The organism is Erythrobacteraceae bacterium WH01K (assembly GCA_027941995.1).
Lineage (GTDB): Bacteria > Pseudomonadota > Alphaproteobacteria > Sphingomonadales > Sphingomonadaceae > CAJXSN01.
This window is the reverse complement of record CP115966.1, coordinates 528,123-546,283: the sequence shown is the minus strand read 5'-3', so window position 1 is coordinate 546,283 and position 18,161 is coordinate 528,123. Positions and strand designations below refer to the sequence as shown.

Annotated in this window: 14 protein-coding genes; 3 read left to right on the top strand and 11 right to left on the bottom strand. The window is 61.2% G+C overall.

What is annotated here, in order from left to right:
* The first annotated feature begins 89 nt into the window (after window positions 1-89).
* Window positions 90-1,628, top strand: a complete 1,539-nt coding sequence (locus PF049_02810) for a fatty acid--CoA ligase (GenBank protein ID WBY17111.1) — start codon at window positions 90-92, stop codon at window positions 1,626-1,628.
* A gap of 30 nt (window positions 1,629-1,658) precedes the next feature.
* On the opposite strand, the gene PF049_02805 is transcribed toward PF049_02810, so the two are convergent.
* The 5 genes from PF049_02805 to uxaC form a co-directional block, all read right to left on the bottom strand.
* A complete protein-coding gene (locus tag PF049_02805) occupies window positions 1,659-2,696 on the bottom strand; it encodes a LacI family DNA-binding transcriptional regulator (protein ID WBY17110.1) in 1,038 nt (345 codons plus the stop codon).
* 325 nt (window positions 2,697-3,021) lie between these two features.
* Window positions 3,022-3,174, bottom strand: a complete 153-nt coding sequence (locus PF049_02800) for a hypothetical protein (GenBank protein ID WBY17109.1) — start codon at window positions 3,172-3,174, stop codon at window positions 3,022-3,024.
* A gap of 76 nt (window positions 3,175-3,250) precedes the next feature.
* Window positions 3,251-3,577, bottom strand: coding sequence for an alcohol dehydrogenase catalytic domain-containing protein (locus PF049_02795; GenBank protein ID WBY17108.1), 327 nt, complete (start codon window positions 3,575-3,577; stop codon window positions 3,251-3,253).
* Between the two features lie 342 nt (window positions 3,578-3,919).
* Window positions 3,920-5,290 carry a mannitol dehydrogenase family protein gene (locus PF049_02790; protein ID WBY17107.1) on the bottom strand — a complete coding sequence of 457 codons (1,371 nt, stop codon included), beginning with the start codon at window positions 5,288-5,290 and terminating at the stop codon, window positions 3,920-3,922.
* Complete coding sequence (gene uxaC, locus PF049_02785; protein WBY17106.1) at window positions 5,287-6,687, bottom strand: glucuronate isomerase; 1,401 nt, start codon at window positions 6,685-6,687, stop codon at window positions 5,287-5,289. Before uxaC ends, PF049_02790 begins: the two co-directional genes overlap by 4 nt.
* Window positions 6,688-6,831: 144 nt before the next feature.
* On the opposite strand from uxaC, the gene PF049_02780 reads away from it, so the two are divergent.
* Window positions 6,832-8,349 carry an altronate dehydratase family protein gene (locus PF049_02780; GenBank protein WBY17105.1) on the top strand — a complete coding sequence of 506 codons (1,518 nt, stop codon included), beginning with the start codon at window positions 6,832-6,834 and terminating at the stop codon, window positions 8,347-8,349.
* Here PF049_02780 and PF049_02775 read toward each other — a convergent pair whose 3' ends face one another.
* Genes PF049_02775 through PF049_02750 form a run of 6 tightly spaced genes read right to left on the bottom strand, consistent with a single transcriptional unit; the run spans window position 8,350 to window position 16,484 of the window.
* Window positions 8,350-9,633 carry a TRAP transporter large permease gene (locus PF049_02775; protein WBY17104.1) on the bottom strand — a complete coding sequence of 428 codons (1,284 nt, stop codon included), beginning with the start codon at window positions 9,631-9,633 and terminating at the stop codon, window positions 8,350-8,352.
* The gene (locus PF049_02770) at window positions 9,633-10,085 is read right to left on the bottom strand and encodes a TRAP transporter small permease (protein WBY17103.1); all 453 of its coding nucleotides are present in this window, start codon (window positions 10,083-10,085) and stop codon (window positions 9,633-9,635) included. The genes PF049_02775 and PF049_02770 overlap by 1 nt, the downstream gene beginning before the upstream one ends.
* 19 nt (window positions 10,086-10,104) lie before the next feature.
* Window positions 10,105-11,112: a TRAP transporter substrate-binding protein DctP gene (dctP, locus tag PF049_02765; GenBank protein WBY17102.1), complete on the bottom strand. Its 1,008-nt coding sequence runs from the start codon at window positions 11,110-11,112 to the stop codon at window positions 10,105-10,107.
* Between the two features lie 28 nt (window positions 11,113-11,140).
* The gene (locus PF049_02760) at window positions 11,141-12,766 is read right to left on the bottom strand and encodes a family 43 glycosylhydrolase (protein WBY17966.1); all 1,626 of its coding nucleotides are present in this window, start codon (window positions 12,764-12,766) and stop codon (window positions 11,141-11,143) included.
* Window positions 12,763-13,764: an alpha/beta hydrolase gene (locus tag PF049_02755; protein WBY17101.1), complete on the bottom strand. Its 1,002-nt coding sequence runs from the start codon at window positions 13,762-13,764 to the stop codon at window positions 12,763-12,765. The genes PF049_02760 and PF049_02755 overlap by 4 nt, the downstream gene beginning before the upstream one ends.
* A 38-nt stretch (window positions 13,765-13,802) precedes the next feature.
* Window positions 13,803-16,484, bottom strand: coding sequence for a TonB-dependent receptor (locus PF049_02750; GenBank protein ID WBY17100.1), 2,682 nt, complete (start codon window positions 16,482-16,484; stop codon window positions 13,803-13,805).
* A gap of 284 nt (window positions 16,485-16,768) precedes the next feature.
* Between PF049_02750 and PF049_02745 the strand changes: the two genes are divergently transcribed.
* Window positions 16,769-18,070, top strand: a complete 1,302-nt coding sequence (locus tag PF049_02745; GenBank protein WBY17099.1) for a pectate lyase — start codon at window positions 16,769-16,771, stop codon at window positions 18,068-18,070.
* Window positions 18,071-18,161: the final 91 nt, after the last annotated feature.

Below are 18,161 nucleotides of genomic sequence, written 5' to 3'. Positions count from 1 at the left end.
GCAACGCTTTACGCAGGCGGCGAAGGCAGACACTCTCGCACGCAAGACGAGATCCGGGCGATTCGCACCGGACCGCTGGAGAGAGATCGATGACCGAGGCAATCAACCACGACACGTTCGGAGACGCACTGTCCCATCACGCGCAGACGCAGCCCGATGCCCCGGCCCTGCGGTTCGGCGAGCGGGTGACCACCTTCGCCGAGTATGACCGGCGGGCGACGCAGATCGCGAATGGCCTTGCCGCGATGGGCCTGCAGAAGGGCGACCGGGTCGCGTATCTGGGCAAGAATTCGGACCAGGCGGTGGAACTGACGCTGGGGGCGGCCCGGGGCGGTTTCGTCATCGTGCCGGTCATCTGGCGCCTCGCCCCGGCAGAGGTCGCCTGGATCCTGGAAGACAGCACCGCCCCCGTCCTGTTCGTGGAAGATGAATTTTCCGGCGTGTCCTTCGCAGGCCGCAAGATCGCGATGGGCGAGGAATTCGCGCAGTGGCGGGACAGCCAGTCCGATGCCCCCGTCACGGCAGACGTCACCCGCGACGATCCGGTGGTGCAGCTCTATACGTCCGGCACGACGGGGCGGCCCAAGGGCGTCGTCCTTAGCCACTGGAACGGCACCAATCTCAGGCCCGTGCTGCAGCGCGAAGGCATCTACTGGTACTGCGCCGAACCCGGCGACACGATGATCCTTGCCATGCCCTATGGCCATATCGCCGGGCTGGGATCGGCAATGAACGCCGCGCAGGCGGGGACAGAGCTGATCCTGCATGCCGAATTCGACCCGGCGCTCACCATCGCCGATATTCGCAGGCACAAGGTGAAATGGATATTCCTGGTCCCGGCGGCGCTGCGGATCATGCTGGCCCATCCGGATGCGGAGGACGCCGACTTCTCCAGCGTGAAGGGGCTGACCTACGGTGCGTCCCCCATCCCGCTCGACCTGCTGAAGGAAGGGGTCGATCGGCTGGGCTGCGAATTCGCCCAGCTCTACGGGATGACCGAAACCTGGGGGACGGTCGTCAGCCTGGCCCCGGAAGACCACCGGCCGGGGCGCGAGGACAAGATGCGCAGCGCAGGCAAGCCGCTGCCGGGCGTCGAAATCGCCATTTTCGATGAAAAGCGCGGGCGCCTGCCCGCCGGCGAAATCGGCGAGGTCGCCATCCGCAGCGACTGCGTGATGATCGAATACTGGAACCGGCCGGAAGAGACCGCGAAGACGCTGACCGAGGACGGCTGGCTGCTGACGGGCGATGCCGGCATACTGGACGAGGACGGCTATCTCTTCATCCAGGACCGGATCAAGGACATGATCATCACCGGCGGGGAGAACGTCTATCCGGCCGAGGTCGAAAGCGCGCTCTACGGGCATGACGATATTGCCGATGTCGCCGTGATCGGCGTGCCGGACGAAAAATGGGGCGAGGCTGTGAAGGCCGTGGTGGTCGCAAAACCGGGATGCTCGCTCGACCAGGACGGCGTGATTGCCTATGCGAAAGAGCGCATCGCGGGCTTCAAATGCCCCAAATCGGTCGATTTCATCGAGGCCCTGCCGCGCAATCCGTCGGGCAAGATCCTGCGCCGGGAACTGCGCGCGCCCTACTGGGAAGGGCAGGAAAGACAGGTCAGCTAGGCACGGGCAGGCGGCGAAATCCCGCGCGCTTCAGCGCGAAACGCTGGCCCGTTCCACCAGGCGGACCGGTGCGCGGGCCGTCTCGCCCTCGCCCTCTTGAGGCTCCTCGCCCGACAGGCTGCGTTCGACCAGCAGGCGGGCGGCCTGCGCGAAATCCGGTTCTATCGTGGTGAGCGGCGGGTTGCTGTGCGCCCCGCCCTCCACTCCATCAAAACCGATGACGCCGACAGCCCCGGGCACGTCGCACCCGGCCTCTGCCAACGCGCCGAGACCGCCCAGCGCCTGCGCGTCGCAGGCGAAGAACAGGGCATCCATCGGCTTGCCGGAGGCCATGAGCGCCTGGATCGCGGCGCGTCCTTCCTCTGCCCGCGTGGCATTGTTGGGCGGCACGATACAGTCATGGGCAAGCCCCGCTTCTTCCGCCGCCGCGACCATGCCGCGATACCGCTCGCCGAACTGGGGCTGGTCGCCCGTGGGCTGGCCGACGAAGGTGACGGAACGGTGCCTCGCGCGCACGAGCCGCTCCACCGCAATACGGGCAGCGCTTGCATTGTCGGACCGGATTTCCACTTCCTTGTCGAACGGCGAGGCCCAGCTCGACACGTTCGCCCGTTCCAGCAGCGGGGCGTGGAAATCCCAGGCAGGCGTGTTCACCGTCGTCCCGATCAGGATGATTCCGTCGGCCTGCCCGCTCTCGATATAGTCATGGTAGAACTGCGCGGGGTCGCACTGGAACGAGACGAGCGCATCGAGCCCGCGTGCCGAAGCTTCTGCGCAGACCGCGCCCAGCAGTTTGTAATGGAACGGATTGATCGCGCCCGGCGCAGCGCCCGCCCGGCCGATCACGATTACGGCCAGCGTGCCGGTGCTGCCGCGGCGCAGGCGCGCTGCATGTTCGTTGACGCGGTACTGGAGCTTGCGCGCGGCCTCGATCACGCGGCTGCGCGTCGCCTCCGTAATGCTGTCGCATCCGGACAGCGCACGGCTGACGGTCGACTGGCTCACACCAGCAGCCTCGGCGACATCGATCGAGGTAACCCGCCGCGCCTTCTTCACCTCCACTCCCATCCCTCCCGGATAGAGCCGGCACCACGAACGGGCAAGCTCGCTCGGGAGACGTGGTGAGAGAGGTTGCGAAGACGCTCTGGGAAAATGCCGCGCATCCAGTGCGGAAATGATAGGTTCTGCAAACCCTGCCTGACCGTCGAAGTCGGCCCGAACCAATTAGAAGTGCATAACGGTCATCGGTAAATTGCCCGAGGTGCGAGGAAGATGTTGCGGGGAAGGGAATGGCGAGCTCAATCGCCCGGCGACCCTTCCCGCCAACGGCGATCAAGCCTCGGATCAGGGCCGACGCCAGATTACCGCCGATCAAGGCGGTCTTTTATGTCGCTCAGAACATCATGTTGTCGTGTGCGATGTCCTCGGGGATGGGCTGGATAACATCCCGGTGCTCCACGATACGACCGTCTTCCAGACAAAAAATGTCCATGACCGCCGAGCCGCGATCGTCCTTGTTTTGCGTCCAATGGGCATGGACGGTCACATGGCTATCCTCGCAAAACATGCGCTTGATGTCGAAACAGGACTCGGAGTTCCCCTAAACGAGAGAGGTCCGTGGCTCAGAAGCTCGTTATCACGGTCGCGCCGACGGACTGGAATTTGTCCATATTCGTCAATGCTTCCGGTGCAGCGTCGATGCCGACCCCTTCGCCGACCTTCCAGTTCTTTACGTTCTTCCCGGCCATCTCGATCACATCCGCCAGCTCATGGCCGGGGATGTTCGGGAGGTCGATGTCGCTATTGTACTCCATCCAACCATGCCAGTCGCTGCGGCAGGCGCCAGTCGCCTCGACCTTGAGGACGACACCATCCGGGCCCGGCGACGGATCCGGCACGTTCACGACCGTTGGCGCTTCTTGGGATCTCTCGAACAGGCCAGCTCTCATGCAAGGGCCTTTCGGTTGGATCGATTGATTGAGGGGAGTTTAACACTGTCGACGGGAGCTTGGGCTCGGCGTCATGGCCTTCGTTCAACTGAGCTGCTCACAGCACGATGCGGCGACTGCCCGGTGTCACCAGCATCCGGTCAAACCTGTCGCTCAAGGAGATGAAGGCCTCGAGCAAGTTGCCCGTTCGCGTTTGACGGCGGAGAGAAGAACTCATCTGCCCTAAATTGTCCCCCGGCGCTGGTCATGACGTGGGCAGCGCCGTGTATGGCAGGAAATCAAGCGATCCCGGATCAAGTGCGTTTGCCAGTTCCTCATGATCGAAATGCTCCGGTCCTAACACTATCTTCCGTCTGTCAGCATGACCAGGCGAGGCAACAGTTCGGTATAGCCTGGCCAGATGGCGGCATTCGCATTGTGACCCAGAAAGCATAGGGAAAGCACCGCCTCACGTCCGTCTTGCAACAGCGCCTCGTGCAATTCGACCTTCCTTGGATCGTCGACGAACCGCCTGTCTTCGATATGCCACAGCCAGGCATCAATTCCCGTCGGGATCGCTTCCGGAACACCACCCGCCTCTTCAAGATCGACCAACGTATCGAGCCATCTTTGCGGTATCTTCTGGGTGCCATCCATCGCAATCTGAGACAGCCGGTGACGCAAGGCAGGATCGGCAAATCGTTCCATCAGGGTGTCGGCATATGCTTCGAGATCCTGCCCCTCTGCCGGAGAGATGGTTGGCAAGGCTTCCTCGCGCATCAGGCGTTCGGCCTTCCGGCGCAGTATCGGGTCCGCGACGGCTTCATGAACAAATTCGTACCCTGCCTGCAAACCGCAATATGCAATCATCGAATGAGCACCATTGAGCATCCGCAGTTTGGCGGTTTCGTAAGATCTCACGTCCTCGACAAGTTGTGCGCCATGATTTTCCCAGGCAGGTCGCCGACCTGCAAAATCGTCCTCGATCACCCATTGGCTAAAACGTTCCGTGAAGACGGCACCGGGATCCTGCATTCCGATCAGGCCTTCCAGCCATGCGAGGTCCTGTTCATCGGTGCGCGGAACGATCCGGTCGATCATTGTCGAGGGAACGCTGCAATGCGCCTGAAACCATTCTATCATGTCCGGGTTTCGCGCTGCCAGCCACTGTGCGAAGAGCGTTCGAAGCACGCGGCCATTGTCAGGCAGATTATCGCAGGAAAGCAGGGTTACTCCGGGTAATCCCTTCTTCCGGCGTCTTTCCAGGGCGCTGGACAGAAGCGGATAGAAGCTGGCCTCTGCCAGTTGGAGATTAAGCAAATTGCCTTCGCGTCGGGCATAGCCTTTCTCGGTGACCGTGAAACTCACGATCTGGCAGGCGGGATCTGCGATGCGCGAAATCACCTCGTCTGCTTGGTCCGGCGCATAGAGAACCTCTGCAACGGAGCCGACCAGCCGCGTCGAAGCATTGTCCCCCGCGCGCTCGGTCAGCGTAAACAGACCCTCTTGGGGATTAAGCCGTTCTGCAACGGAGCGAGAACGCAGCGAGACGCCGCTGATCATCCAGTCACGCTCTCCGGCGTTCATCGCCAGATCGGTGTAGCTCGCCATGTGCGCGCGATGGAACGCTCCGATCCCGAAATGGACGATGCCGATCGACTGCCCGGTTCGATCGTAAGCGAACCGCGCGATATCAGCGGGCAGACGAGCGATCGTTTGCGAGTTCAATCTCACAGGCGGTATGCCCGCTTGGCGAGATTATACGCAAGATCGCGCGCGACGTCAGCGGCCTCCCAATCCTCGATCCGATGTTCCGCCACCAATTGGGCGAGGAAACCGCAATCGATCCTGCGGGCGACATCGTGGCGTGCCGGTATCGAAAGGAAGGCGCGGGTATCGTCGTTGAAGCCGACGGTGTTGTAGAAACCCGCCGTTTCCGTCGTCATCAACCGGAAGCGGCGCATGCCTTCGGGGCTATCGTGAAACCACCAGGCCGGTCCCAGCTTGAGGCAGGGGTAATGTCCGGCCAAGGGTGCGAGTTCGCGCGCATAGCTGCTTTCGTCCAGGGTAAACAGGATGATCGAAAAGTCAGGTTCGTTGCCGAATCGGTCGAGCAGCGGCTGCAATGCGTGCACGTAATCGGTGCGTGTCGGGATATCGGCGCCCTTGTCCCTACCGAAACTGTTGAACAACAGCCTGTTGTGATTGCGGAAACTGCCCGGGTGAATCTGCATCACCAATCCATCGTCGATGCTCATCGCCGCCATTTCCGTCAGCATCTGGCCGCGGAAAACTTCCGCTTCCTTTGGCGATGCCCTTCCGCTTTTCACCGTGTCGAACAGCGCGGCCGCATCTGCGGGGGAAAGGTTGGCCGTGGTCGCGGTCGGATGGCCGTGGTCGGTCGAGGTCGCGCCCATTTCCTTGAAGAATGCCCGCCGCTTGCGATGCGCAGCGAGATAGCCCGACCAGCCTTGGGTATCTTCGCCGGTCAGTTCGGCAAATGTCGCAAGGTTCTGCGCGAAACCCTCGAAATGGGGATCGACGACAGGGTCGGGACGATAGGCGGTAATGACGCGCCCGTCCCAACCGCTCTCCCTGATTGCCCTGTGGTGCTCCAGCGTATCTATCGGGCTTTCGGTCGTGGCGAGTACTTCCAGGCCGTAGCGCTCGAACAGGGCGCGAGGACGGAAAGGCTCGGTCTGCAAGGCTTCCGAGATCGTGTCGAAATAGAAGTCCGCGGTTTCTGCGTCGAGACGCACCCCGATACCGAAGGATTTGGCGAAGACCCAATCTAGCCATATGCGCGAGGGCGTACCGCGAAACAGATGGTAATTTTCTGCCAGCAAGCGCCAGGATTCGCGGGGGTCGGCATCGCGGCCGCCAATGCCTAGGGCCTCGAGAGAAATGCCCTGCGAATAGAGCATCCGGAAAAGGTAGTGGTCGGGATGCAGCAGTAATTCGGACGCATTGCCGAAAGGCTCGTTGGTCGCGAACCATTCCGGATCGGTATGCCCGTGGGGCGATATGATGGGTAAACCGGATACTTCGGAATAGAGCTGGCGGGCGATCAGACGGACGCCCGGATCAGGCGGGAAGAGCCCGTCGTCATCCAGGTGAAGTGGGCGGGTCATTCATTCTCTCCGTCAGGCAAGACGCTGCGATGCCGATTGTTCCGAAACCGATGTTGTGGTAACCGGTGTCAACATCGGTTTTTGAAGCGTTCTACACTGTAAATCAAGCGCGCCTGGGCGAGCATACGAAAGCGGAATGCGGTTATGTTGGAGCCGTCGGTACGAGCAGCGGGCAGTGGGCCTGCAGCCTGGAAAATCCATGACCGCGACAATGTTGCGGTAGCCCTGGCCGATCTGAAGGGCGGCGAGGCTGTAGAGGTTGCAGGCGAACGCACCGCGCTGCGCAGCGATATTCCGCGTGGACATAAGTTCGCGCTCGGCGAAATAATGCCGGGAGACCCTGTTCGACGCTACGGCGAGCAGATCGGGCTCGCGAGCCAGCAGATCGGAGCGGGCGAGCACGTTCATTCCCATAACCTGAAGACGGCTTTGGCTGGCGAATTGAACTATTCGGACTTCGAGGGCGAGAAGATGGAAGCGACGCCGGCCGCGCCACTTTGCCCGTGGCTGGGTTACCGTCGCCCGGACGGCCGTTACGCGACCCGCAACGAAATATGGGTGCTGCCCACTGTCGGGTGCGTTTCACCCCTCGCCGATATGGTCGCACGAGAGGCGTCTGCCCTCCATGCGGATCGTGTAGATGCGGTCGTGGCTTTCGGCCATCCGCATGGATGTTCACAACTGAGCGAAGACCTTGCCGGCACGCGGGCCGTGCTTGCCGCGCTGTGCGACAATCCCAATGCCGGCGGCGTCGTGCTGGTGGGCCTTGGCTGCGAGAGCAACCAGCTGGACGAACTTGTCGGCTCCGTCCCCGAACGTAGCCGTGCGAAACTTCGCTCGATGCGGGCGCAGGACGTTGGCGACGAGCGGAAGGCCTTGCTCGGGCTGATCGCGGAACTGGTCGAAAAGGTCGGCGATCAAACCCGCGTCGAGGCGCCTTCTTCCGCACTTTGCATCGGACTCAAATGCGGGGGTTCCGATGCGCTTTCCGGTGTGACAGCGAATCCCCTGTTAGGCAGGTTCAGCAACCGCGTGGACGCCAGCGAAGGGCGGTTGGTGCTCACCGAGATACCCGAGATTTTCGGTGCGGAACGATCCCTGTTTGCCCGCAGCGAAACCCCTGAGGTTCTCGAAAGCGCCGGCGCGTTGCTCAACCGGTTCAAGCGCTATTTCCTCGAGAACGGGCAAGCTGTGTCCGAAAACCCGTCTCCCGGAAATATAGCCGGCGGTATTACCACGCTCGAAGAAAAATCGCTCGGCGCGGTTCAGAAAGCGGGCCGGGCGCGGCTGAGCGGCGTCATCGATTACGGTGGCCTGGCTGAGACAGCGGGCATTACCCTGCTGGAGGCCCCGGGCAATGATGCGGTGTCTTCGACCGCTCTTGCAGCGGCAGGGGCCACGCTGATCCTTTTCACCACGGGTCGCGGAACTCCGCTCGGCTTTCCGGTGCCGACGGTGAAAGTTTCCTCCAACTCGCAACTTGCCGCCAGCAAGAGCGGCTGGATCGATTTTGATGCGGGCCGGATGCTGACAGAAGATCCGGACAGGGTTGCAGACGATTTTGCGGATTACCTGCTCGAAGTGGCGAGCGGGCAGGAGACCAGCGCCGAACGTTCCGGCCAGCGCGTCATCTCGATCTGGAAGCGCGGGGTCACACTCTGATCAATCGGCGATGACCCCGGGGAGCCAGAGCGAAAGGCCAGGGACATACGTGATCAGAAGCAAAGCAGCGACAAGCGTGAAGTAGAACGGCCATATTGTCTTCACCAATGTAGTGACCGGTATCTTTCCCACCGCAGATCCGACGAAAAGGACCGAACCCACTGGCGGCGTCACGAGGCCGATCCCGAGGTTCAACATCATGATAATGCCAAAGTGGACCGGATCCACGCCCACTCCCATCGCAACCGGCAGGAAGATCGGCGTTGTGATGACAATCAGCGGTGCCATGTCCATGAACGTGCCCAGTGCCAGCAACATGATATTTATGATGAGCAGCGTCAGCAGGGGGTTCTCGGTGATGAACCCGATCAGCGAGGCAAGTGCCGCCGGTACTTCGAGCAATGCGAGGGCGAAGCCGAAGGCGGTTGCTGCAGCAATTATGAACAGGACCATCGATGCCGTCCGCACCGATTTCTGCGCAGCTTCCCAGAATGCCGACCAGCCGAGGCTGCGGTAGACCAGCACCCCGACGAGGATGGTATAGATAACGGCTATGGCCGAACTCTCGGTCGGGGTGAATATCCCGCTCAGGATACCGCCCATGATAATGACTGCGGTGAGCAGGCCCGGCACTGCAAACACCGCTGCTCGAATGAATTCGCGCCATCCGGGGAAGGCCCCATAGGGCAGACCGCGGCGCCTCGCCACGACCCAGGCCGTCGCCATCAGCATCAAACCGGTGAGAAGTCCGGGTACGAGACCTGCGACGAACAAATCTCCGATCGACACGCCGATGCCCGATGCAGCGGAATAGATGATCATGTTGTGCGAGGGCGGAATGAGCAGGCCAACGATCGCGGCCGTGACGGTGACGTTCACGGCGTAATCGCCAGGATAGCCCTTGTCCTTCATCAGTGGAACCATGCTCGAACCGATTGCCGACGCACTGGCAATGGCAGAGCCGGACACAGCGCCGAACATCATCGACGCACCGACATCGACCAGGCCAAGGCCGCCGCGAACCCGGCCGACCGCAGCATCGGCCACCCTGACGAGCCGCTCCGCTATTCCGGCGCGATACATCAGATCGCCGGCAAATATGAAGAAAGGGATCGCCATGAGCGTGAAGACGCTGATACCTGCTGCCACCCTCTGCACGGCGACGATCGGCGGGATATCCATGACCCCGAAGCAGGAGAGCGCGGAGCCGAGCAGCGCGTAGCCCACCGGCACGCCCAGCGCGAGCAGGACGAAGAGCACCCCGAAGAGGACGAGCAATTCCATTACGCCTCCTCCTCTTGAGCCGGATAGGAGGCACGGCCGAGCACGCCTGGCATTGCGAAAAGCGCCATTAGCAAGCCGGACAGCGGCATCGGAAAGTAAGCTACCGAACGGCTGACGCCGAGCGACGGTACGACATTGTCACGCACCAGCCAGCAAAGCTCCGCACCGTAGATGAGGAGGACCAGCCCGAGCAGCATGACAATCGCCGCAACCAACCTGCGGGCCGGCGCTGCGCGTTCGCCCAGCTTCTCTTCCAGCAGGGCAATGCGGATGTGAAACCCCTCGTATACCCCTGCCGCAGCGGCGAACATCACGTACCAGATCATCAGGATCAGGGACGCCTGCTCGGTCCAGGACGGGCTGGAATTGAGTACGAACCGCCCGAACACCTGCCAACCGATGATCGCTGTCATTGCCACCAGGCCCAGCGCACCGAGCCTGATCAGCAGCATACTGATCCTGTGGGCCAATTCACTGCCCTCCCATTGCGGTTATGCGCTCAACGATCGACTGCTGTTGCGGTGTAGTGATGAACTCGCTCCAGACTGGCTTCATGAGGTTCGCGAACGGCTGTTTGTCGACCGTGTTGACCGTGACATCGGACGCCTCGATCGCCGCCTTCGCCTCGTCGACCCTGGCGTCCCAAAGTTCGCGCATCCGGATGACCGATTCCTTCGCCGTCTGCGCAACGATTTGCTTGTCTGCAGCATCGAGCCGGTCCCAGCTCGCCTTGCTCATCACCAGCGCTTCCGGCGTCAGAAGGTGATCGGTGAGGCTGAAAAAGTTGATCGCCTCATAATGACGCTCGCTGACGAGCGTTGGCCAGTTGTTTTCCGCCCCGTCGATCACGCCTTGGGTTAGCGACTGGTAGATTTCGCCGAAAGATATCGGGACGGCATTGGCACCGAGCGCGTTGACCATGGCGACGTAGAGGTCGGACGCGGGGACGCGTAGCTTCATCCCTTTCATGTCCGCCGGCGAATTGATCGGCCGCGCCTTGTTGTAGAAACTGCGCGCACCGGAATCGTAGAAGCAAAGTCCGATCAGGCCATGCGGTTCGAGCGAGGCAAGCACCTCGTCGCCGATATCGCTGTCGACCACGCGGCGCATGTGATCGACTGAATCGAACACGAAAGGCAGCGAGAGCGGGAGCGTCATCGGCTCCATCGAATTGAGCGGAGCGAGGTTGACCCGGTTGAGGTCGAGCCCGCCGAAGCTCGTGATTTCCAGCGTGTCGGTTTCGCTGCCGAGCTGGCCTCCCGCGTAAAGCTTTATGCCGAGCCTTCCGCCGGTTCGCTCTGCCAGCAGCTCTCCCATGTAGGATACGGCCCTGCTGGTCGGATAGTCAGCCGGATGGGCATCCGCGCTGGTAAGCAGGCCCGACATGCGGCGATCGCAGCCGGCCAGCATCAGTCCGGCACCCAGCGCGGCGGACCCCGCCAGGAAACCCCTTCGATTCACCGGGACCGACATTCCCATTTTCTGGCGCCTTCTCCTGCCGCGCACTTCAATCCGCCAGGGCGGTAAAGCGGAAATCGCGAAAGCGAGCTTCGCCCTTACCCGCGGCATACAGCCCCGGACGAAGCATCAGGAAACCGCCGCGAACATTATGATGATAGCCCGACACCTCCATGCCGCGATCGAACCTGTGCCAGGTCCGGCCATCATCGCCGCTTGTATCGAAGGTAACGATGTGCTGCCGGTTGGTAACGCGCATGCGCATCCGCCGACCGTGGGGATTGGCTGGTCGCGCGCGTTCGATCCCATACTGATGCGTCACGAACCGCTGTTCGTCGAAACCGAGTCCGCAATAAAGCTTGTCGTCGTAGAACAGGACAAGACCTGCCCTGCCGCCTTCTGCACATTCGATATCGCATTCGAACATGTAGCTTCGGTCACCGGCGGTAATGAGCAATGGCGAACCTGAAGAGGGCGCCTCGCCTTTGCCCGCGAAGTGCAACGTGCCATCCTCGATGCGGATGCGGTTGCGCTCGTCCGTATCAGGACGGAAAAACGACCATTTGGAGCCCAGCTCGAGCGGGCGGGAGAAATCATCCGACAGCGCCATTCCGTGCGGCTGCGTTCCGCCACCGGAAGGCTTCGCGATCGGTCCTGAGAGGTCAGCACCATGCATATCGAACCAGCCGTCACTCGTGAAACGGACCGGGTCGAGCAGGCATTGGCGCCCGAGCGTCCAGTAACCGTTCTCGTACCCATGGTAGAGCGACCACCAGCTATCGTCGGGTGCCTGCACCAGCGATGCGTGGCCCCGCGACCACCAAGCCTCGTCTATCGAATTCGTGCGAACGATCGGATTGCGTGGATGATGCTGCCAGGGGCCATGAAGAGAGCGCGAGCGCGCAGCGATGACCATGTGCCCCGTGGGCGGACCCGCTGTCCCTCCGACTGCCGTCAGCATGTAGAACCATTCGCCGATCCGGTGGATCTTCGGGCCTTCGGGCGAGAAGCCTTCGACAATCCAGTCGGACGGATAACGCCACGGGTCGTAAACATGTTCTACTTCGCCAGCGAGCGAGAGGCTGTCGTCCGCCAGACGCACCCGGTCTCCGCCCGACAGGAACAGCCATCTGCTGCCATCTTCCGCCACCGCATGGCAGGGGTCGATATGATTGGGCAGGTCAAGCGCGACCGGATCGCTCCACGGCCCCTCGATCTCGCTCGCCCAGCTTACGAAAATGTCGTTACGCGGCTGTGCCTTCACCGGAATGTAGAGCAGATACCGCCCGCGGTCCTTGTGCAGGCCGGGTGCCCAGACCGACCCGATGTTCTTTTGGAGCGCGGCCTTCAACGGTCGCCAGTTCACGAGATCTCGCGAATGCCAGATCGTGAGGCCGGGATAGGCGTCGAAGGTCGAGAAGGTTAGAAAGTAATCGTCTCCATCCCGCAGGATCGCCGGGTCTGGCCGGTCGCCCGACACGACGGGATTGAGAAATCGGCCATTGCCGAGATCGGCGATACGCTGGTTATCGAACCCTCGCGCGTAGCTGCCGGGATCCGCTGGTCGCGATGGGCTTTCAGCCGCACGCACCCCTGTCGCAATCGAACCTGGCAAGGCGCTGGCCAGGCCGAGCGCGCCCGCATTGCGGAAAAAGTCTCTTCGATCGTAGGTCATGCGAACCCAATCGATCTGGCCCAACTGCGCCACAGTTCGGGCCAGACCGCGACCGACTTGCCAACCGCCTTGCGCAAGCCGAAGCCGTGACCGCCATGTTGAAACAAATGCGTTTCGACCGGAATGCCCTTCGCCTTCAGCGCTGCGCGCAGCAGCAACGCGTTCTCAACCGGAACAACGTCATCGTCTTCGGCATGAAGGATGAAGAATGGAGGCGCATCCTCCGGAACGTTCTGATCCGGAGAATGCGCCGCTACGAGCGCGGGGAGAGGAGCCGCGCCCAGTAACTTCTCGCGGGAACCGGGGTGCGCGGCCTCCGTCGCCATAGAGATGACGGGATAGGCCGGGGCCGCGCAGAACGGTTTCGCGCCCAGTTCATCCGCATCGTCGGTCTTGTCATAAGTCACGGCGGCAAAACGGGTGCCGAGGTCGGCACAAAGGTGACCTCCGGCCGAAAAACCCATGACCGCGACCCGCTCCGGATCGATTGCGAACTGCGCCCAGCGGTGACGTATGAGGCGCATGGACCGTTGTGCGTCGGAGAGGCACACATCGGGACCTGCGGCCCAGCCGTCGTATGGAAGGCGGTAGAACAGCACGAATGCCGTAAAGCCGCGGGCGGTCAGCCAGCGCGCCATTTCGTAACCTTCCTTGTCGACCACCACGTGCTTGTAACCGCCACCCGGTATCAGCAGGACAGCCGCGCCATTCGGCCGGTCCGGACGGAAGACAGCCATGCGCGGAACGGTGATCCCTAGGACCGCACGGTCGTTCACCAGCGCGTCGGTCGACCGCTCGGTCGTCTTCTCTACTGGCGGGTTGGCGGGATATCCGGGCGCGCCTGCCGGCCATAGATCGATTATTTCTGTCGGCTGGGGCAACCCGGGCGGGAGAAGTCCGTCTGCTGTGGGCAGCGGCGTCTGCGCGTACGCGCGACCTGCCCCAAAAGCTGAAAGAGCAAGGCCCGCGGTAAGTACCGATCTGCGATCGCTATTCATTCCGCTGGCCCTTCTTGCTCTTTCGGTCGATCCGCAGGTCACATCTCGATACGAGCGCCGACCATGACGATGCGTCCGAAATGGTTGTTCTCGTAGTTCCGGCGGGCAAACTCGTCGGTCCAGCGATAACGGTACTGGTCCGTCAGGTTATTGCCGTCGATCAACAGCTCGATTTTGTCAGTCAGTTTGTAACGGATCGAAGCATCGAGGTTGAAGGTCGAACCGAAACCCTCAAGGAAGTTGTTGTTACCGCTGTTACCCGTGTTGTAATCGCTGCGATACGCACCCGAAACGCGCACTGAGAAGCGACCATTGTCATAATAGACTGTCCCGTTGGCCGAGTATTTCGAAACGCCGGGGAATGTCGCCTGAAAAATCTCTCCGTTGAATTCGACATCCTGATTGCTGTCGACATAGGTCACGTTGCCGAGAACGCCGAAGTCGGACAAGGTGCCGGACGTGAAGGCGGAGAATGGCAGGTTCAGGCCAAATTCGACCCCCTTGATGGTTGCCCCTTCACCATTGGTCGTGGTGCGGAACTCGAATTCGCGATTGGGATCGGTGCCGTTGACAATGGCGTCATACACCGGCGTGCCAGGGGTGAGCAGCGAATTCGGGAGTCCGCTTTGCGCCCAGGTGATCTGCAGTGACTCCCCAACCGGGAAACTTTCGATAGCCTTGATGAATCCTGCCAGGGAGACGAGTGCGCCGGGAGCGAAGTAATACTCCAGCGAGAGATCGTAGTTCCACGCGCGATAGGGTTCGATGAACGGGTTGCCTGTCGTGATGCGGAAGTTGAACTCGTCGACCGACCCGCCCGGGGTCAGGTTTCCGAGCGACGGCCTGGTTATCACCTTCGCAATCGCCCCGCGAATGATGAAATCATCGCTCGGGAAGATGTTCAGGTTCGCCGCCGGAAGAAAATCGTCATAGCTTCGCTGGACAGTCACATACTGACCGTTGTTGAAGCCCTGCGACGTCTGGTCGGTCTTGGCATAGCGAGCGCCGAAGTTGCCCGACACGCGAAGTGGCAGATCGACTTCGAAATCGGTCTGGAAATACGCTCCCTTGACCTTCTCCTTCACGCCGCGCTCATCACCTTCGCGGGTTACCGCGGCGATATTGTAGAGGTTCACGAATGCGGTCGCTGCATCGAGGTTCGGGACCACCCAGGAGTTGGTATTGCCGCTCGGCTGACCGGCATCGCCAAGCTCGAAAAGTTCGGCGAGATCGGCCGTTACCGGGGCACCATATGCACCGGCAGCGCAGGTGAAAGCCGAGCAATACTGGTTATCCCGGCGCGCGCTGGTGGTGAAGTAATCGAACTGGCGGTAAAACGGGCCTGCGGATATCGCGAGGCCATCGACCGGCGCCCATTCGAGGTCCAGCGCGATTGTCCTGAACTTGTTATCCACCGCGCTGGGACGATCGCGAAATTCTGCCAGCTGGAAATTGGAGGGATTGGTCACATCGGTGCCGAAAACCAGCAGCGGGAATTCCATGTCGGAATAGTCGTAGCTGTAATTGCCATCCCGGTCGTCGAAAATAATGGTGGTTTCGACCGGAATCGTCGCATCTGACTGCGAGAAACCGCCCAGCAGTTTCGCTGTCACCTTGTCCCCGAAACTCTGGTCGATCCGGCCCGAAATCTGGTAGAATTCGGTTTCGCTTTCGCGGTGATAGCGTTCGTTGCGTATCCATGCGTTGACCAAATCGGCGCTGATGAGATTGTTGTCGGCATCGATGACATAGTTGCGCAGGTCGATCTCATCTTCATTCGAACGCAGGAGGACTTCGCCCCAGTATTCGTCGCGGTCTTCCTTGAAATTCGAATAGAGCGCATTGATTTCCATGTCGGTGCTGTCGCTCGGCCGGAACTGGATGGCAGCCGTCGCGCCAAGCCGTTCACGGTCATGGTTCACCAGGCCGTAACGCGGGATGCGAGGGTGGAAAGCGTCGCCCGCTTCGACACAACCGGCGTCCGCAGGATTGGCCGCGCAATTGACCCCGTCGACCGATCGGAAGTCCGCCTGCGCCCATCGAACCGAATTGTTGCCGAGTTCCGGCGTTTCGTATTTCGACCATGCTGCAGACGCGGACAAGCCGAAGGTCTCGTCGATATTGTTCCAGGCGAACAGTCCGGCAACGCGCGGTGCGATGTCGTCGTTCAGGTCGTTGTAGCGGCCCTGGGCCGTCGCGACGATCTTGGTCCCTGCGCCGTAGGCAAGCGGGTTGCCGGTATTGAGGTCGATGACCGCTCCCAGCGAACCTTCGTCGAGAGCTGCTGATGCAGTCTTGTTGACGACGATTGAATTGAACAGTTCCGATGCAAACACGTTGAAGTCGAATGCACGGTCACGGTTGAACGATGCACCGTCGACCGACGTGGCGATCGTCTCGATGCCGTTGACCCGAACACGGGTGAACTGGGCACCCAGGCCGCGCACCGTGATTTGGCGACCCTCGCCGGCGTCGCGTTCGATGGCCACGCCGGGGATGCGCTGAAGCGATTCCGCGAGGTTTGTATCCGGAAACTTGGCGATGTCTTCGGCAACGATGACGTCGACCTGACCGACCGCTTCACGCTTTGCGGAGACCGCCGCATTCAGCGATTCGCGGAAGCCGGAAACGATGATGACATTGTCCTCATCAATCCCGGAGCCGCCCTCGACGATGGTATCGCCTGTATCGACATCCTGCGCCATTGCGATGGCGGGCATGAACACGACGCCGCCGGCAAGCAGCGCAGACTTGAAACGAGAAACTCGAAGAACCTGAGACACGAAACCTACTCCCCTACGACAATTCTGGAGGAGTGACACCGGTTTCCCTCGCGATTACGAGTCTACTGCGCCGTGACACCAAATTGTCCTCCCCCGGTTTTTGGTAACCGGTGTCATTATTGGTTGCCACGCTATCCCCGTTCTGTCAAGAAACAAGAAAATAAAACGGGAGAGTAAAGGAAATGCGTGGTTTTCTTGCAGTTTGGGCCGCATTGGCACTGATGATTGTTTCTGCTCCACAACAGGTTTTTGCGCACCCCGCCGACCCGACCGAGGGTGGCAAGGGGGGCCGTATCGTAAGGGTGACTACGCTCGCCAAGGATGGCCCCGGCAGCCTAGCCGCCGCCCTTTCTGAATCGGGGAAACGCATCATCGTCTTCGAAGTGGGCGGCGCAATCGATCTGGAACGCTCCAGCCTCACGATTACCGAACCCCATGTCACCATCGCAGGCCAGACCGCCCCGTCGCCTGGCATCACGCTTCTTCGCGGCGGCATCGACGTGAAAACGCACGATGTGAAGCTGCAGCATCTGCGGGTCATCACCGGTGCGGACGGCCAGCCGAAACGCAGCGGCTGGGAAGCGGACGCATTTTCGACCGCCTCCGCCGCCCGCGTGGTCATCGAAAATTGCACCTTCATGTGGGCGATCGACGAAAATATGTCCGCATCGGGACCGCGCTTCACCGGTTCGACAGTCGAAGAATGGCGCGCTGGAACGAGCCACGACATCATCTTCCGGCTCAATCTCGCGGCAGAAGGCCTTGCCGACTCCAGCCATCCGAAGGGTGAGCATTCCAAAGGGTCGCTCATTCACGACAACGCAACCGGTATCGTTTTCGATCGCAATATCTGGGCGCACAATGTGGAGCGCAGCCCGCTCGTCAAAGGTGGCGGGCAAGTGCTCATGGTCAACAATTTGATCTACAATCCGCAGTATCGTGCGGTTCACTACAATCTCATGGATCTCGAATGGGCCGGGCATGAGCCGGTGACCGGGGAGATCACCGCGGTGGGCAACGTGATGCGCGGCGGTAACGATACCGACCCTGGACTTCCGTTCCTGATGCTGGGCGGTGTCGGTGACCTTGCATGGTACGGCCGGGACAATCGCGCGGTGGACCGTCATGGGAAGGCACTGCCGATGTTCGGCCGATACGGTGAAACCGGAGCGGAACTGATCGAGTCGGAAACCCCACTGGCCTCGCTCGACGGCTATGACATCCTTCCCAGCGGAGAGGTCGAGACCACGGTTCTGGCGACGGCAGGTGCGCGTCCCTGGGATCGCGGTGCGGAGGAAATCAGGGTCCTGTTTTTCATTGCCGAAGGTCGCGGGGACATCATCGACGATGAAAGCGAAGTCGGCGGTTATCCCCAAATTGAAAGCAGTGCCGCCAGCTTCGAAGAAAGTGCTTGGAACCTTGCGACCATGACCCCGAAATCACGCATTTATCCCGGACAAAAGGCTGGTGCGCAGGAGCATTTGTCTCCGCGCGACCGGATGATGCGAGCCGGTGGGAAGTGATGCGCAGAACTGCCACCCTCCCGATCGCGCTTGTGCTGGTCGGATGCGCTTCCAGCGTTTCGCAGCCCGAAACGATCCGCGGCGAAGCCCC

Excerpts from the sequence above, each read along its gene's own strand:
- PF049_02755 (WBY17101.1), bottom strand. The coding sequence starts at position 13,764 with ATGAATAGCGATCGCAGATCGGTACTTACCGCGGGCCTTGCTCTTTCA.
- PF049_02770 (WBY17103.1), bottom strand. The coding sequence starts at position 10,085 with ATGCTGCTGATCAGGCTCGGTGCGCTGGGCCTGGTGGCAATGACAGCG.
- PF049_02775 (WBY17104.1), bottom strand. The coding sequence starts at position 9,633 with ATGGAATTGCTCGTCCTCTTCGGGGTGCTCTTCGTCCTGCTCGCGCTG.
- PF049_02750 (WBY17100.1), bottom strand. The coding sequence starts at position 16,484 with ATGCCCGCCATCGCAATGGCGCAGGATGTCGATACAGGCGATACCATC.
- PF049_02745 (WBY17099.1), top strand. The coding sequence starts at position 16,769 with ATGATTGTTTCTGCTCCACAACAGGTTTTTGCGCACCCCGCCGACCCG.
- PF049_02795 (WBY17108.1), bottom strand. The coding sequence starts at position 3,577 with ATGAGAGCTGGCCTGTTCGAGAGATCCCAAGAAGCGCCAACGGTCGTG.
- PF049_02805 (WBY17110.1), bottom strand. The coding sequence starts at position 2,696 with ATGGGAGTGGAGGTGAAGAAGGCGCGGCGGGTTACCTCGATCGATGTC.
- PF049_02760 (WBY17966.1), bottom strand. The coding sequence starts at position 12,766 with ATGACCTACGATCGAAGAGACTTTTTCCGCAATGCGGGCGCGCTCGGC.
- PF049_02810 (WBY17111.1), top strand. The coding sequence starts at position 90 with ATGACCGAGGCAATCAACCACGACACGTTCGGAGACGCACTGTCCCAT.
- dctP (WBY17102.1), bottom strand. The coding sequence starts at position 11,112 with ATGGGAATGTCGGTCCCGGTGAATCGAAGGGGTTTCCTGGCGGGGTCC.
- PF049_02780 (WBY17105.1), top strand. The coding sequence starts at position 6,832 with ATGTTGGAGCCGTCGGTACGAGCAGCGGGCAGTGGGCCTGCAGCCTGG.
- uxaC (WBY17106.1), bottom strand. The coding sequence starts at position 6,687 with ATGACCCGCCCACTTCACCTGGATGACGACGGGCTCTTCCCGCCTGAT.